At 66.8% G+C, this 19,171-nt stretch carries 14 protein-coding genes; 9 read left to right on the top strand and 5 right to left on the bottom strand.

What is annotated here, in order from left to right:
* The first annotated feature begins 47 nt into the window (after positions 1 to 47).
* The 5 genes from QJR12_RS13595 (at position 48) to QJR12_RS13575 (ending at position 8,773) form a co-directional block, all read left to right on the top strand.
* Positions 48 to 1,682, top strand: coding sequence for an NAD(P)-binding protein (locus QJR12_RS13595; RefSeq protein WP_300583157.1), 1,635 nt, complete (start codon positions 48 to 50; stop codon positions 1,680 to 1,682).
* The gene (gene nifJ, locus QJR12_RS13590) at positions 1,679 to 5,251 is read left to right on the top strand and encodes a pyruvate:ferredoxin (flavodoxin) oxidoreductase (RefSeq protein WP_300583155.1); all 3,573 of its coding nucleotides are present in this window, start codon (positions 1,679 to 1,681) and stop codon (positions 5,249 to 5,251) included. Before QJR12_RS13595 ends, nifJ begins: the two co-directional genes overlap by 4 nt.
* Positions 5,251 to 6,261 (top strand): dihydroorotate dehydrogenase-like protein, encoded by a 1,011-nt coding sequence (locus QJR12_RS13585; protein ID WP_300583152.1) that lies wholly within the window; start codon positions 5,251 to 5,253, stop codon positions 6,259 to 6,261. The genes nifJ and QJR12_RS13585 overlap by 1 nt, the downstream gene beginning before the upstream one ends.
* Positions 6,262 to 6,404: 143 nt before the next feature.
* Positions 6,405 to 6,833 (top strand): pyridoxamine 5'-phosphate oxidase family protein, encoded by a 429-nt coding sequence (locus QJR12_RS13580; protein WP_300583149.1) that lies wholly within the window; start codon positions 6,405 to 6,407, stop codon positions 6,831 to 6,833.
* A gap of 74 nt (positions 6,834 to 6,907) precedes the next feature.
* Positions 6,908 to 8,773: a fatty acyl-AMP ligase gene (locus QJR12_RS13575; RefSeq protein WP_300583146.1), complete on the top strand. Its 1,866-nt coding sequence runs from the start codon at positions 6,908 to 6,910 to the stop codon at positions 8,771 to 8,773.
* Here the strand turns inward: QJR12_RS13575 and QJR12_RS13570 are convergent.
* The 3 genes from QJR12_RS13570 to QJR12_RS13560 all read right to left on the bottom strand — a co-directional run bounded on the left by QJR12_RS13570 (position 8,770) and on the right by QJR12_RS13560 (position 14,502).
* A complete protein-coding gene (locus tag QJR12_RS13570; RefSeq protein WP_300583143.1) occupies positions 8,770 to 11,205 on the bottom strand; it encodes an HAD-IC family P-type ATPase in 2,436 nt (811 codons plus the stop codon). The two genes, QJR12_RS13575 and QJR12_RS13570, sit on opposite strands and share 4 nt — an antisense overlap.
* Positions 11,206 to 11,216: 11 nt before the next feature.
* Positions 11,217 to 14,030, bottom strand: coding sequence for a cation-transporting P-type ATPase (locus tag QJR12_RS13565; RefSeq protein ID WP_300583140.1), 2,814 nt, complete (start codon positions 14,028 to 14,030; stop codon positions 11,217 to 11,219).
* A 193-nt stretch (positions 14,031 to 14,223) separates the two neighbouring features.
* Positions 14,224 to 14,502, bottom strand: a complete 279-nt coding sequence (locus QJR12_RS13560; protein ID WP_300583138.1) for a DUF1918 domain-containing protein — start codon at positions 14,500 to 14,502, stop codon at positions 14,224 to 14,226.
* A 239-nt stretch (positions 14,503 to 14,741) separates the two neighbouring features.
* Here QJR12_RS13560 and QJR12_RS13555 point away from each other — a divergent pair, with 239 nt between their 5' ends.
* Positions 14,742 to 15,632: a universal stress protein gene (locus QJR12_RS13555; protein ID WP_300583454.1), complete on the top strand. Its 891-nt coding sequence runs from the start codon at positions 14,742 to 14,744 to the stop codon at positions 15,630 to 15,632.
* Positions 15,633 to 15,681: 49 nt separating this feature from the next.
* Here the strand turns inward: QJR12_RS13555 and QJR12_RS13550 are convergent, their stop codons facing one another.
* Both QJR12_RS13550 and QJR12_RS13545 read right to left on the bottom strand, forming a co-directional pair.
* Positions 15,682 to 16,101 carry a DUF302 domain-containing protein gene (locus QJR12_RS13550; protein WP_300583135.1) on the bottom strand — a complete coding sequence of 140 codons (420 nt, stop codon included), beginning with the start codon at positions 16,099 to 16,101 and terminating at the stop codon, positions 15,682 to 15,684.
* 59 nt (positions 16,102 to 16,160) lie between these two features.
* The gene (locus QJR12_RS13545) at positions 16,161 to 16,430 is read right to left on the bottom strand and encodes a metal-sensitive transcriptional regulator (RefSeq protein ID WP_300583132.1); all 270 of its coding nucleotides are present in this window, start codon (positions 16,428 to 16,430) and stop codon (positions 16,161 to 16,163) included.
* A 152-nt stretch (positions 16,431 to 16,582) separates the two neighbouring features.
* Here QJR12_RS13545 and QJR12_RS13540 point away from each other — a divergent pair, with 152 nt between their 5' ends.
* From QJR12_RS13540 to QJR12_RS13530, 3 genes are all read left to right on the top strand, one after another.
* Entirely contained in the window at positions 16,583 to 16,951 is a 369-nt protein-coding gene (locus QJR12_RS13540) for a carboxymuconolactone decarboxylase family protein (protein ID WP_300583129.1), read from the top strand.
* Positions 16,952 to 17,098: 147 nt separating this feature from the next.
* A complete protein-coding gene (gene trxA / locus QJR12_RS13535; RefSeq protein ID WP_300583126.1) occupies positions 17,099 to 17,473 on the top strand; it encodes a thioredoxin in 375 nt (124 codons plus the stop codon).
* Between the two features lie 235 nt (positions 17,474 to 17,708).
* Complete coding sequence (locus tag QJR12_RS13530) at positions 17,709 to 19,166, top strand: FAD-dependent oxidoreductase (protein ID WP_300583123.1); 1,458 nt, start codon at positions 17,709 to 17,711, stop codon at positions 19,164 to 19,166.
* Positions 19,167 to 19,171 lie beyond the last annotated feature (5 nt).

The raw sequence follows: 19,171 nt of genomic DNA, 5'->3' as shown, positions 1-19,171 counted from the left end.
CCGAAGGACGCTTCAACGGTGCCCGATTCCGTTCTAGCGTGAACCTGGTGACCAGCGAGCACACCGATGTGACGGCGTTGCCGGATCTGCTGCACGATCGGCCCCGGGCGGGCCCGGTCCGGCAGCGCCGTCCGATCTACGTCGATCTGCTGCCGCCGTGCAACAACAGCTGCCCCGCGGGCGAGAACATCCAGGCCTGGCTTGCCCACAGCAGGGCCGGACGCTATGAGCAGGCCTGGCGTCAGCTGGTCGCCGACAACCCGTTCGCCGCCATCCACGGCCGGGTCTGCTATCACCCGTGCGAGTCCGTCTGCAACCGGGCGCATCTCGATGCCGCTGTCTCGATCCACGCGGTGGAGCGCTTCCTCGGTGACACCGCGCGCGAGCGGGGCTGGCAGTTCCCGCCGCCGCCGCACCCCACGGGAAAACGGGTGCTCGTCGTCGGGGCCGGGCCGAGCGGGCTGTCGGCCGCCTACCACCTGGCACAGCTCGGCCATCAGGTCGAGATCCGCGATGCGGAGGCAGAGCCGGGCGGAATGATGCGCTACGGCATCCCGAGTTACCGGCTGCCCCGCGACGTCCTGGACGTCGAGGTGGCGCGCATCGCCGCACTGGGGGTGCAGCTGACCTGCGGGCACCGAGTCGATGACCTCGCCGCGGAACGCCAAGCGGGAGGGTTCGACGCGGTGTTCGTGGCGGTGGGTGCCCACCTGGCCAAGCGGGTCGACATCCCCGCAGCCGACGCCCGCTCGCTGCTGGATGCGGTGTCGTTCCTGCGCGGCGTCGCCTCCGGGGAACGACCCGCCCTCGGGCACCACGTCGCCGTCTACGGGGGCGGTGACACCGCGATCGACGCCGCCCGCGTTGCCCGCCGCTTGGGTGCCGAGGATACCGTCATCATCTACCGCCGCACCAAGGCCCACATGCCCGCTCACGAGCATGAGGTCCAGGAGGCCGAACGGGAAGGCGTGCGTATCAACTGGCTGCGCACCATCACCGCCTTCGACCGCCCCGAGCTGCGGGTGGAGGTGATGCGGCTGGACGAATCCGGGCGCCCGATGCCCACCGGGCACTTCGAAACGCTCGCCGCCGACACCGTGATCATGGCGCTGGGGCAAAAGACCGAGTCGGCGTTCATGCGCAGCCTGCCGGGCGTGGAGTTCGATCGCGACGGAAGTGTGCGGGTCTCGCCGACGCTGATGACCGGCTGCCCCGGGGTGTTCGCCGGGGGCGACATGGTGCCCGCGCAACGCACCGTCACCGTCGGTGTCGGGCACGGCAAGAGAGCCGCTCGCGAGATCGACGCCTGGCTGCGCGGAACGGTGCGTAAGCACCCGCCCAAACACCCGGTGGCAGGCTTCGCCGATCTACATCTGTGGTATTTCGCCGATGCGCACCGTCGTGCACAGCCTGAACGTGCTCCGGCACAACGGATTACCGGATTCGATGAGGTCGTCGGCGGGTTGTCGCCCGGACAGGCGGCCTTCGAGGCGGGCCGCTGCCTGTCGTGCGGCAACTGCTTCGAGTGCGACGGCTGCCTCGGTGCCTGCCCCGAGGACGCGGTGATCAAGCTGGGACCGGGACACCGCTACCGGTTCGACTACGACCGCTGCACCGGTTGTGCTGCCTGCTTCGAGCAGTGCCCGGTGCACGCCATCGAGATGGTTCCGGAACTCAGATGAGCCGCGTCACCATCGACGGCAACGAGGCCGCCACGTCGGTTGCTTACCGGCTGAGCGAAGTGTGCTGCATCTACCCGATCACCCCGGCCTCACCGATGGCCGAGCTGGCCGACGAGTGGTCGAGCCGGCATCGGGCCAACGTGTGGGGCAGCGTTCCGACGGTAGTGCAGATGCAAAGCGAAGGCGGGGCTGCCGGCGCACTGCACGGCGCGCTGCAAGGTGGGGCGCTCGCAACCACCTTCACCTCCTCTCAGGGCCTGCTGCTGATGATCCCGAACATGTACAAGATTGCCGGCGAGCTGACCTCGGCGGTGATCCATGTTGCATCTAGATCTATTGCTGCGCAAGGGCTCTCGATCTTCGGTGACCACCAGGATGTGATGGCGGTGCGCCCGACCGGTTTCGCGCTGCTGGCGTCGGCCTCGGTGCAGGAAGCCCATGATCTGGCGCTGGTGGCGCATGCAGCGACGCTGCGGGCCCGGGTGCCGTTCGTGCATTTCTTCGACGGCTTTCGCACCTCCCATGAGCTCAACACCATCGAGGTGCTCACCGATGACGATCTGCGGGCGCTGGTGCCCGACGAGTTGGTCCTGGCCCACCGGGACCGCGCGTTGTCGCCGGCGCGGCCGTTCATCCGCGGCACCGCGCAAAATCCCGACACCTACTTTCAGGCCCGCGAGACCGTGAACCCGTTCTATGCCCGGGTGCCCGCGCTGGTGGCGGAGTCGATGGCGCGGTTGGGTGAGCTCACCGGTCGAAAGCTGGGCGTTGTCGACTACACCGGGCATCCGCGGGCCGACCGGGTGCTGGTGGTGATGGGATCCGCTGCGCAGACCGCCGCCGAGACCGCGGCGGCGCTTAGCGCCCGCGGCGACCGGGTGGGGGTCGTTCAGGTGCGGCTGTACCGGCCGTTTCCGGCGCAGGCGCTGCTGGCCGCGTTGCCGGAGACGGTTCACACGATTGGGGTGCTCGACCGCACCAAAGAGCCGGGCTCGCTGGGGGAGCCGCTGTACCTGGACGTTGTGGCGGCGCTGGCCGGGGCGTATAGCACCGGGGAGCGCTCGCGGTTGCCGAGGGTGTGCGGCGGGCGCTACGGGCTGTCCTCCAAAGAGTTCACCCCGGCCATGGCCGCCGGTGTGTTCGCGGAACTGGCCGGTGAGCGCCCGCGCGCCCGGTTCACCGTCGGCATTGACGACGACGTGTCGGCCACCAGCATCGACTATGACCCACGGTTCGATATCGAGCCCCCCGCAACCACGCGTGCGGTATTCTTCGGGCTCGGTTCGGACGGCACCGTCGGCGCTAACAAGAACACCATCAAAATCCTTGGTGCCGAAGAAAACCTCTATGCCCAGGGGTATTTCGTCTACGATTCGAAAAAGTCTGGCTCGCAAACCATCTCGCATCTGCGCTTCGGCCCCCAGCCGATTCGTGCGCCCTATCTGGTGCAGCACGCCGACTTCGTCGGCTGCCACCACGCGCGCTTCCTGCAGACGGTCGACGTGCTGGGCCGTGCCAAGCAGGGCGCGACACTGTTGCTCAACAGCCCGCATCCGCCTGACCGCGTGTGGGACAGTCTGCCCCGCACCGTGCAACGGCAGATCATCGACAAACGTCTTCGGCTGTATGCCATCGACGCGAATGCCGTGGCTCGCGACGCCGGCCTGGCCGGGAGGATCAACATCGTGCTGCAGACCTGCTTTTTCGCCATTTCCGGGGTGTTGCCCCGCGACACCGCGATCGCGCGGATCAAAGACAGTGTGGCGAAAACCTATGGCGCACAGGGTGCTGACGTGCTGTCCCGGGAGATCACCGCTGTCGATCGTGCGCTGGAAAAGCTGCACCAGATCGAGATCCCCGACCGGATCACTTCCGGCTACGATCCGCCGGCCCCGGTCCCCGCGGATGCACCCGACTTCGTGCGGACCGTCACCGCAGAGATGATCGCCGGCCGCGGGGACGCCTTGCCGGTGAGCGTATTCCCGGTGGACGGCAGCTACCCGAGGGGCACCGCGGCCTACGAGAAGCGCAACATCGCCGACCTGGTCGCCGTGTGGGATCCCAACACCTGCATCCAGTGCGGAAACTGCTCGTTTGTGTGCCCGCACAGTGTGATTCGCGCCAAGTTCTACGAGCGGGACCGGCTCCGCGACGCTCCCGGGGGGTTTCCGTCGGCGCCGTTGAACGCCGTGGGTCTGCCCGAAACCCGCTACACGCTGCAGGTCTACATCGAGGACTGCACGGGATGCGGGTTGTGTGTGGAGGCCTGTCCCGCCGTCACTCCGGGAACCCCGATCACCAAAGCGATCAACCTTGCGCCGCGCGAGCCGCTGGTGGCCGCCGGCCGGGAGCACGCCGCCTTCTTCGAGAGTCTGCCGGTGGCGAGCCGGTCCCGGGTGGACTTCGGGACCGTGCGCGGCGCCCAGTTCCTGCAGCCGCTGTTCGAGTTCCCGGGGGCCTGCGCGGGTTGCGGCGAGACCCCGTATCTGAAGCTGCTGTCACAGCTGTTCGGCGACCGACTGGTGATCGCCAACGCCACCGGCTGCTCGTCGATCTACGGCGGCAACCTGCCCACCACACCGTGGACCACCAACGCCGACGGACGCGGCCCGGCCTGGTCGAATTCGCTGTTCGAAGACAACGCCGAATTCGGGCTGGGGCTGCGGCTGGCCGCCGACACGCAGCTGCGCCGGGCCCGCCAGCGGCTGATGCAGCTGCGTGACATCCTGGGCGCCGACCTCATCGACGCCATCCTGGCAGCGCCGCAACTTCGGGAATCCGACTTGGCGGCCCAGCGTGCCCGGATCGCCGAACTCGAAACCCGTCTGCACCGCCTGGAACCGGCGGCGGCCGCGGAGTTACACAGCATCATCGACCATCTGATCCGGCGCAGCGTGTGGATCGTCGGCGGCGACGGCTGGGCCTATGACATCGGCGCCGGTGGGCTGGATCACGTGCTGGCCAGCGGCCACAACGTCAACGTGCTGGTGCTCGACACCGAGGTGTATTCCAATACCGGCGGGCAGGTGTCGAAGAGCACTCCACTGGGCGCGGTGGCGAAGTTCGCCGCCGCCGGTAAGACAGAGCCGAGAAAAGATCTTGCCCTGCAAGCGATCACCTACGGCAACGTCTATGTCGCGCGGGTAGCCATGGGCGCCGATCCGCAGCAGACGTTGCAGGCGTTCCGTGAAGCGGAGGCCTACGACGGCCCGTCGATCGTGATCGCCTACAGCCACTGCATCGCGCACGGCTTTGAGATGCGCTACGGGCTCGACCAGCAGTACCGGGCGGTGGCCAGCGGGCACTGGCCGCTGATCCGGTACGACCCGCTGCTGCGGGCCACGGATCAGCCGCCGTTCCTGCTGGACTCCCACCGCCCCCGGCTCTCGCTGGCCGACTACCGCTACCGCGAGCTGCGCTACCGCATCCTGGCCAACTCCGATCCCGACGAGGCCGAGCGGCTGCTGGCATTGGCGCAAGAGTCGATCGAACAGCGTTGGAAAACTTACGAGGACATGGCATCTCGCGCGCCCCAAAGCTTCCCATCGGACCCACGGAAGGAACGTTGATGGACCTGTCGACGCATTATCTCGGGCTCAGGTTACGCAGTCCGCTGGTGGCTGCGGCGTCCCCGCTCAGCCGCACGGTTGACGGGGTCCGCCGGCTGGCCGATGCCGGTGTCGGCGCCGTCGTGCTCTATTCGCTATTCGAGGAACAGCTGCGCCATGAGGCCGAGCACGATCAGCGGATGGCCGCTCAGGGCAGCGAGAGCTTCGCCGAATCGCTGCACTACTTCCCGGCCGGAGCGGATGACGGCCGGAGCGCTCATCGCTACCTGCGATTGGTGGAACACGCCACGGCCGCCGTTGACATACCCGTGATCGGCAGCCTCAACGCGACCACGCCCGGCAGCTGGGCCCGCTACGCCCGCTCTATGCAGAACGCTGGCGCCTCCGGGATAGAGCTGAACATCTACTACCTTCCCGGTGATGCCGTCGTCGACGGCCGCGCCGTCGAGCAACGTCATCTCGACGTGCTGGCCGCGGTCAAAAGCGCGGTGAGTGTTCCGGTGGCGGTCAAACTCAGCCCCTATTTCAGTGCCACCGCCGAGATGGCGCACCGGCTGGATCAAGCCGGTGCGGACGGGTTGGTGCTGTTCAACCGATTCCTGCAGCCCGATATCGACCCGGAGACCCTGACCACGGTGCGGGCGGTCACGTTATCGACGGCGGCGGAGACCCGGCTGCCGATGACCTGGATCGCGCTGCTGCGCAAAACGGTGCGGGCATCGCTGGCCGCCAGTACCGGGGTCGAGGGGCCCGCCGATGTGATCAAGTATTTGCTGGCCGGGGCCGATGTCGTGCAGTCGGCGTCCGCGCTGTTGCGCCACGGCCCCGGATATGCCGGGGTATTGCTCGATGGATTGCGAGAGTGGATGGCGCGCAAGGGATATCAGACACTCGAGGGGGTGCGCGGCCTGCTGGCGGCGCCCGACACCGAGGACCGTGCGGCCCGGGAACGGGCGGACTACGTTGCAGCCGTCCAGGACGCGAACACCAGGGCGTATGGCATCTACTGAAGCTCGGCCAGGCGCGAGTTGGTTGTGTCGGTATCGGATGGTGTTTAAGTTGGCCATGTGACCGCCACCAGAAGAAGCCAGGTGATCGACGAACCACGGGGTGCGGCTGCGGCGCGGCACCCCGAGGCCGGGTGAGGACATCCGTGCCCGACGAACCCGTAACCATCCTTTCGGTAAGCGAAAGCTGGAATCTTTTAGCCGGTGTGCAGTTGGGGCGTCTGGTCACCAGCGTCGGGGGCGAACCCGAGATTTTCCCGGTCAACTTCGCGGTGCAGCGGCGTACCGTGCTTTTTCGCACCGCGCAGGGCACCAAGTTGGTCAGCGCGGCAATCAACAATCGCGTGCTCTTCGAGGCCGACGGCCACGATTCGGCCGAAGGCTGGAGCGTCATCGTGAAGGGCACGGCGCGCATACTGCACACCCGCGAGGAGGTCGCCGAGGCCGAGCAGGCTCACCTGCTGCCGTGGACGGCGACCTTAAAACAGCATTACGTTCGTATTCTCCCCATTGCTGTCACCGGCCGCCGTTTCCGATTCGGCCCCGAGCCGCACCCGGAATCCGCGTTCGCCTGACACGCATTTCCCCGGAGCGCCGGTTTGCGGGTCATCACCACGGGCGGGTCATTAGTCTCTTAAAATTCTTAGACATGAGTGCGTGCCCATGCATTACCCCCGGTTCGGGGAATCCCCCGCGGGCCGAAGATTACCTGGATGAAAATGGCTGCATCGCCCTGCCCGAGGGCATCAGCCTGATCACCTTTCTGGATCGCAGCATCGCTCATTTCGGCCACGCTCTCGCATATCGCTACCTGGACTACAGTCAGCATGCTGACGGCAAAGCCGTCGAATTGACCTGGGCGGAGGTGGGCACCAGAACCCGGGCGATCGCCGCGCGGCTGCAGCAAGTGGCTGCCCCCGGGGACCGGGTGGCGGTGCTGGCACCGCAGGGCCTGGACTATGTGGTCGGGTTCTTCGCCGCGATCCTGGCCGGCAATATCGCGCTGCCGCTGTTTGCGCCGGAGCTGCCCGGCCACGCCGAACGCCTCAACGCGATTCTGCACGATGCGCGGCCCGCCGTTTTTTTGACCACCACCGGGGCCAGCGAAGCGGTTCGCGGCTGTGTGCGCATGATCCCGCACGCCCGCCGGCCGCGGGTCATTGCGATCGATGCAATACCGGACTCGGTGGGCGCCACCTTCACACCGGCCGATCTTCACACCGATGACATCGCCTACCTCCAATACACCTCGGGTTCGACCCGAACCCCGATGGGGGTGGAGATCACCCATCGCGCCGCGGGCACCAACCTGCTGCAGATGATCCTGTCGATCCGCTTGGATAACACGGACATCCATGGTGTGAGCTGGTTGCCGCTCTACCACGACATGGGTCTATTGATGATCGGATTCCCGGCGCTCTACGGCGGACATCTGACCTTCATGTCGCCAATGGCGTTCATCCGCCGGCCGCAGCGGTGGATTCAGGCATTGTCGGCGGCTTCGCGGTGCGGACGGGTTGTCTCACCCGCGCCTAACTTCGCGTTCGAGCTGGTCGCGCAGCGGGGGCTGCCCGCCGAGGGTGAGAACATCAATCTCAGCAACGTCATCCTGATCAACGGCTCCGAGCCGGTCAACATCGAGTCGATCACCGCGTTCACCAAGGCTTTCGAGGCCTATGGGCTGCCGAAAACGGCGATCAAGCCCTCCTACGGCATGGCCGAAGCGACGCTGTTCGTGTCGAGCATCGAGCCCACCGCCGAGGCCCGCGCCGTCTACCTCGACCGCGAACAGTTGGGCGCCGGGCACGCGGTTCGCGTCACACCGGATGCCCCCAACGCCGTCGCATGTGTTTCCTGCGGCCGGGTCGCGCGCTGCCAGTGGGCGGTCATCGTCGACCCGCAGACCCAGGCGGAACTACCCGACGGGGAGGTGGGGGAGATCTGGTTGCACGGCGACAACATCGGCCGCGGCTACTGGGCGCGGCCCGAGGAAACGCAGGAAACCTTCGGCAACAAGCTGCAGTCGCGCCTGGTGATGGGCAGCCACGCCGAGGGTGCGCCAATCGATGGCACCTGGATGCGGACCGGTGATCTCGGTGTCTACCTCGACGGCGAGCTCTACATCACCGGCCGCATCAAGGATATGATCCTCATCGACGGCCGGAATCACTACCCGCAGGACATTGAGGCGACGGTGGCCTCCGCGTCGCCGGCGGTGCGAGCCGGTTATGTCGCGGCGTTCTCGGTGCCGGCCAACGAGATGCCGCAAACGACCAGAGCCGACCGCGCCGAAAGCCTGGTCATCATCGCCGAGCGTGCCCCCGGTGCCGGGCGCGTCGACCCGGCGCCGGTGCTCAAGGCAATCCGGGCGGCGGTGGCGCGCCGGCATGGATTGCCGGTGGCCGATGTCCGGCTGGTGGCGGCGGGCACCATTCCGCGCACCACAAGCGGCAAGTTAGCCCGCCGCGCGTGCCGCGACCACTATCTCAGCGGCACCTTGGGTGCACGCAACTAACGGCTCTGCGGTGTGGCGATTGCGCTTTCCCTACCGGCGTGCGCCTGGCGCCATAAGCGAGGAGGCGTTCCGCACCGGGGGCCGTGCAACCGCCAGAGTGCCTCGACAACCGCCGCGCCGAGCACACCGATGGCCAACGCGGTGGCGGTCAACGCAGTGTTGGACGGATCCAGTCCGAACTTGTTCTGCGTCAATGGGATACAAAAAATCACCAGGTAGGCGCCACCGGACAGCGCGACCAGTAGCAGCCGCCACCAGGTGTAGGGTCGGGCCACCACCGCCAGCACCCACATCGCGACCACTAGCAGGGTGATCAACGCCGAGGTCGATGCCTGCATCTGCTGGGCCGGGGTTGCCGCAGCTCCCCGGAAGGCCAGCAGATAACACAGGAACGTTGCGATGCCCGCGACCGCGCCGTTCGGCACCGCGGCGATCATCACCCGACGGGTGAAATTGGGTTGCGCGCGTTCGTTGTTGGGCGCCAGCGACAGGATGAACGCGGGAATCCCGATGGTGAACCAGGCCGCGATGGTCACCTGTATCGGCTCGAACGGGAACATCAACGACCTGATGCCCAACGCTTTGGCGCCCAGACCGCTGATGCCGATCAGCAACGCCAACAGCACCGAATACACCGTCTTGGTCAAAAACAGGTTGGATACCCGCTCGATGTTTCCGATCACGCGGCGTCCTTCGGCCACCACGTAGGGCAGCGTGGCGAACGTGTTGTCCAGCAAGATAATCTGAGCAACCGCACGGGATGCCGAGCTTCCTGACCCCATAGCGACACCGATGTCGGCGGTTTTCAGCGCCAGCACGTCGTTGACGCCGTCACCGGTCATCGCCACGGTGTTGCCGCGGGATTGCAAGGCGTGCACCATCGCACGCTTCTGGTCGGGCCGGACCCGTCCGAAAGCGGTGTACTTCTCCACTGTTTCGGCCAGCTCATCGGGGTCGGTGGGCAACTGACGCGCATCGAGCGCCTTCCCCGACAGGCCCAGCGCAGCCGCCACCGCGCCCACCGACACGGCGTTGTCGCCCGAGATCACCTTGACCGACACATTCTGGGTGGCAAAGTAATCCAAGGTTTGGCGGGCATCGGGCCGGATCCGTTGCTCGAGCGCGATCAGCGCCGCCGGACGCACGGTGCCGGGGGCGTCGGGATGGTCGACCGGCAGGTCGACCATCCCGAGCAGCAGCATCCGCAGGCCCCGCAAGCCGGCTTCCTCGGCCCGGGTGGCGACCGGTGAGGACGGATCCAACAGCACGTCGGGCGCGCCCAGAACCCAGTTGCCGTGCTCGCCATAGGACACGCCACTCCATTTGGCGGCCGATGTGAACGGCGCGGTGGCCGTGGGGGTCCAGCCCGGAGGGTTGCGGTAGGCCTCGGCGATGGCCTGGATGCTGGCGTTGGGGCGGGGGTCGTCGGCGGCCATCGACGCCAGGGCGTCGATGATGGTGTCCATGCCGGGCGCGCCGTCCAGCCGCTGCAGGTCGGCCACTTGCATCCGGCTCTCGGTCAAGGTGCCCGTCTTGTCGGCGCACACCACGTTGACCCGCGCCAGCCCCTCGATGGCGGGCAGCTCCTGAACCAGGCATTGCCGCCGGCCCAGACGCACCACGCCCACCGCGAACGCGATGGAAGTCATCAGCACCAGGCCCTCGGGGACCATCGGCACCAGCGCTGCCACCATGTGCAGCACCGACTGTCGCCAGCCCACGTGGGTGCTGAACAGCTGGGTGTAGATGATCAGCAGCCCGGCCGGAACCAGCAGATAGGTGATGAACCGCAGAATCTTGTTGATCCCGGCGCGCAACTCCGAGTGGGCCAGGGTGAACTTGCTGGCCTCCTGGGTCAGCCGGGCGGCGTAGGCGTCGCGCCCGACCTTTGTGGCGCGGTAGGCGCCGGCACCGGCGACGACGAAGCTGCCGGACATCACGGCGTCTCCGGCGCCCTTCAGAACGGGGTCGGCCTCCCCGGTGAGCAGCGACTCGTCGACCTCCAGGGCGGAGCCTTCGACCACCACCCCGTCGACGACGATCTGATCGCCGGGCCCCAGTTCGATGATGTCGTCGAGCACCACCTCATTGGGCGGCAGCTCCCGGGTTCCGTTGGCCCGGCGCACGAGCGGCTTGGCCTGCCCGACGATGGCGAGGGTGTCCAGCGTGTGCTTGGCCCGCAGCTCCTGCACCATGCCGATGACGCTGTTGGCGATGATCAACAGCCCGAAGAGGCCGTTGATCAGCGAACCCGTCGCCAGCACGAGGACGAACAGCACACCCAGAATCGCGTTGATTCGGGTGAGGGTGTTGGCCCGCACGATGTCGGCCACGCTGCGCGTCACCCGGACGGGAATGTCGTTGGTCTTGCCTTCGGCAACCCGCTGGGCGACTTCGGCCTCGGTGAGTCCGGCGGCCGGCGGGGCTGTCATGACGCGACAGCCTATCGAGCGGGCGGGCGCGCCATGCCTTCCGCGGGCTGCAGCGGCGCGTCGCCGCGCCGCCGCCGCTTCGAATCGGAGCGCCGCAGCCAGTAGCGCCACATTTCATCGGCGCCCCACACGATGAGCGGGTAGGGCAGCAGCAGCACCAGGTCGCTGGCCGGCAATGCGGCGGTGCCCAACAGGGCTTGCAGCGGCGGGGTGTAGACGAATATCGCCGCCAGCATGATCTCCGCGGCGATACCGGCCAGCAGATAGCGATTGCTGAAGACGCCCACCGACCACAGCGACGCCCGCTGGGTGCGTACCGCAAAGGCGGTGCCGATTTGCCCGGCGATCATGCCGAGGAACGTCATCGTGGTCGCCTGCTGGTAGGCGTAGTGCAGCGGCGCGCCGACACCCACCGGGTCGCCGGGATGCCAGCCGGCCTGCAGCAGAACGTAGAAGAAGCCGCTCATCTGCAGGGCCGCGACTATCGCACCGAGGAAAAGCCACGCCCGCACCAGCATCGGCGCGCGAATGACGCCTTCGCTGCGCGGACGTGGCGGGCGGGCCATGATACCCGGTTCGGCGGGCTCGCGGCTCAGCGCCAGCGCCGGCAGGGTCTCGCTTCCCACGTCGAAGGCCAGCAGTTGCAAGATGGGCAACGGCAGCGGAATCAGGCCCCCGCCGAGCGCGAACACCAAAAACGGCACGGTTTCCGGTGTGGTGTGGGCGAAGATGTAGATGATGAATTTGCGGACGTTGTCATAGATGCGCCGCCCGGCGTGGATGGCGGTGACGATCGTGCTGAAGTTGTCGTCGGTGAGGACCATGGTGGCGGCTTCGCGGGCGACGTCGGTGCCCGATAGTCCCATGGCGACACCGATGTCGGCGCGGCGCAAGGCGGGAGCGTCGTTGACCCCATCCCCGGTCATTGCGACCACATGACCCTCGCTGCGCAGCGCCTCGGCGATGTGCAGCTTGGCCTCCGGGGACGCCCGGGCGAAGATCAGCTCGGGGTGGTCGCGGATCAGCGCGGCGAGTTGTTTTTCGGTCAGCCGCTCGAACTGCTCAGCGGTGACCACGGTGGGGTGAGCCCCGGTGATGCCGACCCGCTGGGCGATCGCACTGGCGGTCAACGGGTGATCGCCGGTGATCACGATGATGCGGATTCCCGCGGCGTGGCACTGAGCGACCGATTCCGCGACGCCCGGCCGCGGCGGATCCAGCAGCGCGATCAGGCCCACCAGACACAGGTCGCGTTCGACGTCGACCCGCCGCTGCGGCAAGACGGTGCCGGCCGGTAGTTCGCGCTGGGCGAGCGCGAGCACCCGCAGCCCTTGCGCGGCAAACGCATTCGCCTCGGCCTCCACCCGGCGGCGCTGCTGCTCATCCAGGGGCAGTGCGGCGCCGTCGGCGTCCATCAGCTGGGTGCAGCGCGACAGCACGGCCTCCGGCGCACCCTTGGTGTGCACCACCAGCGGCCCGTCGCCGTCCTGGTCGACGGTGGACATCAGCTTCAGCTCGGGATTGAAGTGAAATTGCCAGCGGCGCCGGTGTTCCCGTCCCCCAGTGTCGGTGTCGGCGCCGAGCCTGCCCGCCAACGTCAGCAGGGCGATCTCGGTGGGATCACCGACCGGGCCGGCGGTGTCGCCCAGGCGTGCATTGTTGCAGTTGGCCGCGACCCGACCAAGCGAGTGCACCGGCACCGGGACATCTGCCTCGGCAACCGCGGCATCCGGGACTTGCGTCTCGAGGTCAAGCCGGCCCGCGGCGGTCCACACCGCGACGGCGGTCATGCGGTTTTCGGTCAGTGTCCCGGTTTTATCGGTGCAAATCACGTTGGTCGAGCCCAGGGTTTCCACCGCGGAGAGCCGTTTGACCAACGCACCGCGGCCCGCCAGCTCCCGCACCGCCACCGCCAGCGCCAGCGTGATCACCGGCAGCAGACCCTCGGGCACCATGCCGGCCAGCAATCCCGCGGCGAAGACCAAGGAGTTGATCACGGTCAGATGCGCGGCGATCGTGGCGACCGGGATGAACGACAGCGCCAGCATCACCGAGACCGCGGCGATCAACCAGGCCACCCGCCGCACCTGGCGCTCCAGCGGGCTGGGCTCGGGTTTCACCCGTTCGGACAGTGCCGCGATCCGGCCGATCTCGGTGCCCATCCCGGTCGCGAACGCAACGCCCCGGGCCTCGCCGCCGGTGCAATTGGTGCCGCTGAAAACCAACTCGTGCGCGCGCAGCAGCGGCACCTGCACATCCACCATCGCCGCCGACCGCACCGTGGGCACCGATTCCCCGGTCAGCGCCGACATGTCGACCTCGATCGCCCCGCTCAGCAGCCGGATATCGGCGGGGATGCGATCGCCTTCCCCGATGACCACGATGTCGCCGGGCACCACCTGCGTCGCGTCGATCTCGATGACCACGCCGTCGCGTTCGACCTTGGCGCGCTGGGGAAGGTACTTCGCCAGCGCCTCTACCGCGCGTTCGGCCTGCAGTTCCTGCACGAAGGCGAACGCGGCGTTGAGCACGATGATCAAGATCACGGCCGCGGCGATCACAGTCGAGCCCACGATCAGCAACAATCCGGCGGCCAGCCACAGCAGCAACGCCAACGGATGGGTGAACTGGCGCGCCAACTCCGCGGGCCACCGCCGCCCGCCCCGCCGCTGCAACGTGTTGGGGCCGTATTGCAGCAACCGTCGCTCCGCCTCGGCGCTCGTCAGCCCCTCCCGGCCGGTGCGCAGATCCCGCAACAGCCGGTCCGCGGCCTCTTCCGGGTCCAGAACGGCCGCAGCGCCGCCGGCCCCGTCCGCGGCACTCACGTGACTTTTGTGGGTTCGGATATGGCTCATCCGTGTCGGCACGACCGGGGGCGGGCCGCCGACACTCGGCGATCTCTCCTCGGCCACCAATCGGCCTCCCACGCTGGCCTAAGGGGCACCGATGCCCTCGCGAACGAACACGGGTGCCTGCCCGGACGATACCGACGATATGACGCTATTGAGCGTCGGTAAGTTATTCAGCGTCGTGGGCGGGCACCTCGTCCATGATTGTTGCCTGTGTCGACGCGAATCGGGCCCGCGCCCGCTCGTCGGCCGCCTGCTGGTCCGCCTGGGTGACAATGACCGCGTCGGGGCCGGGAAACACCAGCGCCTCGTGCCCGGTGTCGAGCCAGCGCACCATGTAGGGCGGAGAACCGTCAGCGCCATGCACCTCGGTGATCATCCCGCGGTGCTCCGGCTGTTCGTTGGTCCTGCCCTTGACCACCAACCAATCGCCCACGTTGGCTTTCATCGCCTACCCCTTCGTCTCGGTCGGCTATTCATGATGCGGACACCGCGGGTATTCGTGGTAGGGCAGTACGGCACCAGCCCGATGGGCCAAAGGTCCATCCGGCGCCCCGGTTCCGGTGTGTCGTTTCGGGGCCTTTAGTCCTGATGAAGGCGGGCCTTCCGCCTCGGCCGCGCACCTGGCCGGCGCCAGTACGCTGCGAGCGTGACTGACGTCATGGGTAGCGCGTGAGGGAGGCGAAGATCACGGCGGCAACGAAGTACGGGATATTGGTGGGTGTCGACGGTTCGGCGGGGTCGGTCGCCGCCATCCGATGGGCGACTCGGGAAGCGCTGATGCGCGGTGAGCCGCTCACGCTGCTCCACGTCGTTGCCCCGCCCCCGGACTGGGCCACGCCATCCAGGCAAGCGCAGATCGCCCAGGCATGGGAGAAAAACGCCCACGACGTCATCGAACAGGCTCGCCGGACCGTGTCGGCCGGCGCGGGGGCATCCGATGCGCCCGAGCTGAGCATCGAGGTGGCTCATGCGGCCGTGGTGCCGACACTTATCGACGCCTCCCGGCAGGCCGGGATGACCGTCATCGGGAGTCACGGATTGAGCGCGCTGAGCCGTTTTCTCTTGGGCTCGGTCAGTGACGGCATGCTGCACCACGGCTACGGCCCGATCGCCGTCATCCATGGCGACCTTGCGGCGGACGAGCACGCACCGGTGGTGTTGGGCATCGACGGGTCGCCCGCCTCGGAAGCGGCCACCGCCTTGGCTTTCGACGAGGCGTCGCGCCGCGGTGTGCACCTTGTCGCGTTACACGCCTGGAGCGATGTCGGGGTCTTCCCGATCCTCGGGATGGATTGGCGGGAGTACGAAGCCCAAGGCAACGAGGTCTTGGCCGAACGCCTGGCCGGATGGCAAGAACAGTATCCCGACGTGACCGTGCGCCGGCGGCTGGTGTGTGACAAACCGGCCCACTGGCTCATCGAGGAATCCCGCCACGCTCAACTCGTGGTGCTCGGCAGCCACGGCCGTGGAGGATTCCCCGGCATGCTCCTGGGATCGGTGAGTTCCGCGGTGGCGCATTCCGTTGAAGTTCCGGTGCTTGTCGTGCGTCCTCGCGACGCGGTGGGCCGCAGCTGAGCGACGGCGGCCCGCTCGCTACGTATAGGGGGTTATGACAGATAGACGGTTATGGTGTCTGGGCGGGCTGGCCGACTGCGCTGATCGCCGCCTGCAGTTTGGATGCGGCCTGGTCGGCGATTTCCTGCAACCCCTCCGGCTGGCCTGCCACCTGGACCATGATTTGCGGGTCCATCGCCTCCACGATGATCGCATCGCTTTGGCCGGCGGGGTCGGTTCGCACCACCACGTTGCACGGTAGCAGCTGGCCGATCTCGCGATCCACATCCAGCGCACGATGCGCCAGGGAGGGGTTGCAGGCACCAAGGATCAGGTAATCCTCCATGTCCTGGCCGAGCTTTTCTTTCAGCGTGGCTTTGACGTCGATCTTGGTCAGCACACCGAAGCCCTGGTCGGCCAGTGCTCGGGTGACGCGATCGACCGCCTCACCGAACGAGGTGTAAAGCTTGGTGCTAAGGCCCAGCGTCATTGCTACTCCTCCCTGAGTTGTTGAACTGCTCTGCCGATTGTCGTCTGCGCACCCGCGATTCAGGCCAGGGCAAGGAACAGCTTTTCCAGTTCGGCCTCGGTCAGCGACGACTCGCCGGCCGTGGGGCTGCCGCTGATGCAATCACGAAGACTGGATGCGACGATCTTAAACCCCGCCCGGTCGAGCGCCCGGGACACCGCTGCGAGTTGAGTTACCACGTCCTTGCAGTCGCGGCCCTGCTCGATCATCGCGATCACCCCGGCGAGTTGACCTTGGGCGCGCCGCAACCGGTTGAGCACGGCGGTCATGCTGTCCTGGTCACCGATCATTGGTCCCTCCACATTCTCACCGCCCATGTTACCCCTAGGGGTATCACCGTGCCAGTCGCGCGGATCGGCCGTCGGCCGCCGAAGGGCGGATCCCGAAGTGCGGATCCCGAGATTGGGAATATACCCCGCCGGGTATGTGTATTGTACGGGTTATGAGCCAACACACCCCCTACCACGAGGTGCTCAACGAGCTAGCCCCGCAGCACCGCGCGCTGCGGGAAATGATCCCCGAGGTCTACCGGGGGTATCTGGAGATGCAAAACGCCGCACAGGCCCCCGGCGCGTTAGACACGAAGATCAAAGAGCTCATCGCGCTGGCCATCGGCATCGTGGCCGGGTGCGACGGCTGCATTGCCTCCCACGCCCGGGCGGCGGTGCGTGCGGGGGCGACCAAGCAGGAAGCCGCCGAGGCCATCGGCGTCACCTTCCAAATGCATGGTGGGCCGGCCACCATCTACGGCGCTCGGGCTTACGCCGCGGTTTGTGAGTTCGCCGATGCCATGGCTGGCCCGCCGGCATGAGCTCATACGCCGTTGAGGGGAGTCGGCCATCCGGATGGCCGCCCGAAAACGTGTCCGTCTCGGGGTTCTCGTCCTCCGTCCACGAAAAAGCGCACACGGGAAAACACACACGGGAAAAGAAACACGGGCAAAGAAAGGATATCCGCAATGACCATCAAAAACCTCACCTTCGCCGATTTCGAATCGACGATCCTGGAGAACCCGATCGTGCTCGTCGACTTCTGGGCACCTTGGTGCGGCCCGTGCCGGGCTTTCGGTCCGGTCTTCGAACAGTCCGCCCAGAATTACCCAGACATCGTGCACGCCAAAGTCAACACCGAAGATGAGCGGGAGTTGGCGGCAGCGGCCGGCATCCGATCCATTCCCACCATTATGGCGTTTCGCGAGGGCATTCTGGTCTACAGCCAGCCCGGGGCGATGCCTCCGGCGATGCTCGACGATCTGATCGGACAGGTCAAGGCCCTCGACATGGAAGCGGTTCGCACGCAGATCGCTGAACGTAAAGCTGCCACTAAAGCCTAAGCAGCACACCAACATTCGTAATAAATGTGCTCGGGTGCGCGCTGCCGGCGCATCCCCTACCGGGCTGGCGCTGCTCGGCTTGGCCCACGACCGCCATCCGGGAGGCGTGCTTAGGAGCCGGCCGACGATTGTCCGCCGAATGCGCCCAAATTTTTACTGGTGTATATACCCCTAGGGGTAATAAACTACGAGTGAGCCACATCACCCTGTGGCCTGGTCTCAACGAGGAGCACCAATGGCACGAGTCGTCATCCTGGGCGCCGGGATCGCGGGACACACCGCAGCGCTGCACCTGCGGCGATGGTTGCCTCGCAGCCATGAGGTAGTGGTGGTTTCCCCCAACGCCGAGTGGAACTGGATCCCGTCGAATATCTGGGTCGGTGTCGGGCGGATGCAACCCTCGCAGGTGCTGGTTCCGCTCAAGCCGATCTACAAGCGTAAGGGCATTCTCTTTCACCAGGGGTTCGCTACCGCGATCCGCCCCGAGGGCACGCGCGAGCAATCGTCCCCGTCGGTGGATTTCACCTACACCGACCCGGCGCGCCGCGGCCAGACTGCCAACCTCACCTACGACTATCTCATCAACGCCACCGGGCCGCAGTTGAACTTTGCGGCCACCCCCGGCCTCGGCCCTGACGGCCACTCCTACTCGGTGTGCACCGCTGAGCATGCCGCCGTGACGGCCAAGGCGCTTGAAGGCGTTATCGCCAAGCTGAAGGCGGGCGAGAGGCAGCGGCTCGTCATTGGAATCGGGCACGGCACCTGCACCTGCGAGGGCGCGGCGTTCGAGTACACCTTCAACGTCGAGCACACGCTGCGTGCGGCCGGGGTGCGTGATTTGGCCGAGATCATCTATCTCACCAACGAATACGAACTGGGCGACTTCGGTGTTGACGGCATGAAGTTCGTCGAGAAGGGCTTCATGCAGTCCAGCCGGCTGTGGACCGAGTCACTGTTCCGGGAGCGCGGCGTCAAAGCCATCACGCAGGCCGCCGTGCACGAGGTGATGGAAGGCAAGCTGCGCTACGAGCAGCTCGACGGCTCCGAACACATCCTGGATTTCGACTTCGCCATGTTGCTGCCGCCGTTTCGCGGAGTACCCCTCGCCGCCTACGACAGGGACGGCAACGACATCACGGCTAGCCTGTTCGCGCCGTCGGGCTTTCTCAAAGTCGACGCCGACTACTCGGGCAAGCCGTATGAGGAGTGGTCCGCCGACGACTGGCCGCGCACCTACGAGTCACCCGCTTACCCCAACATCTTCGCGCCGGGCATCGCCTTCGCGCCCCCGCACCCGATTTCCCGGCCACGCACCAGTGCAAAGGGGACGGTCATCACCCCCAGCCCACCGCGCACCGGCATGCCGTCGGGCATCATGGCCAAGACGGTCGCCCGGACCATCCGCGACCGCATCACCAAGAACCCCGAAGCCCCTGCCCATCGCGCCTCCATGGCGACCATGGGCGCGGCGTGCGTCGCCTCCGCCGGTGCCGGTTTGCGCAACGGCTCGGCCGCGGCGATGACGATGTTCCCGGTCGTTCCCGATCCGGTGAAGTACCCGCAGACCGGCCGCGACATCGCCGGCACATCTGGTGAGCTGGGTCTGGCCGGGCACTGGGTCAAGCTGATGCTGCATTACCTGTTTCTCTACAAAGCCAAAGCCAGGCCGTTCTGGTGGCTGATTCCCGAATGATCCTG

This window comes from Mycobacterium sp., from assembly GCF_029961025.1.
Taxonomy (GTDB): domain Bacteria; phylum Actinomycetota; class Actinomycetes; order Mycobacteriales; family Mycobacteriaceae; genus Mycobacterium.
The sequence above is the reverse complement of the archived record's forward strand: the minus strand, read 5'-3'. Positions and strand labels throughout refer to the sequence as shown.

Bases quoted from the DNA above. Each gene is read 5' to 3' on its own strand.
- QJR12_RS13570 (WP_300583143.1), bottom strand. From the start codon at position 11,205: ATGACAGCCCCGCCGGCCGCCGGACTCACCGAGGCCGAAGTCGCCCAG.
- QJR12_RS13550 (WP_300583135.1), bottom strand. From the start codon at position 16,101: ATGACGCTGGGCCTTAGCACCAAGCTTTACACCTCGTTCGGTGAGGCG.
- QJR12_RS13540 (WP_300583129.1), top strand. From the start codon at position 16,583: ATGAGCCAACACACCCCCTACCACGAGGTGCTCAACGAGCTAGCCCCG.
- QJR12_RS13575 (WP_300583146.1), top strand. From the start codon at position 6,908: ATGAGTGCGTGCCCATGCATTACCCCCGGTTCGGGGAATCCCCCGCGG.
- QJR12_RS13545 (WP_300583132.1), bottom strand. From the start codon at position 16,430: ATGATCGGTGACCAGGACAGCATGACCGCCGTGCTCAACCGGTTGCGG.
- QJR12_RS13560 (WP_300583138.1), bottom strand. From the start codon at position 14,502: ATGAAAGCCAACGTGGGCGATTGGTTGGTGGTCAAGGGCAGGACCAAC.
- trxA (WP_300583126.1), top strand. From the start codon at position 17,099: ATGACCATCAAAAACCTCACCTTCGCCGATTTCGAATCGACGATCCTG.
- QJR12_RS13585 (WP_300583152.1), top strand. From the start codon at position 5,251: ATGGACCTGTCGACGCATTATCTCGGGCTCAGGTTACGCAGTCCGCTG.
- nifJ (WP_300583155.1), top strand. From the start codon at position 1,679: ATGAGCCGCGTCACCATCGACGGCAACGAGGCCGCCACGTCGGTTGCT.
- QJR12_RS13530 (WP_300583123.1), top strand. From the start codon at position 17,709: ATGGCACGAGTCGTCATCCTGGGCGCCGGGATCGCGGGACACACCGCA.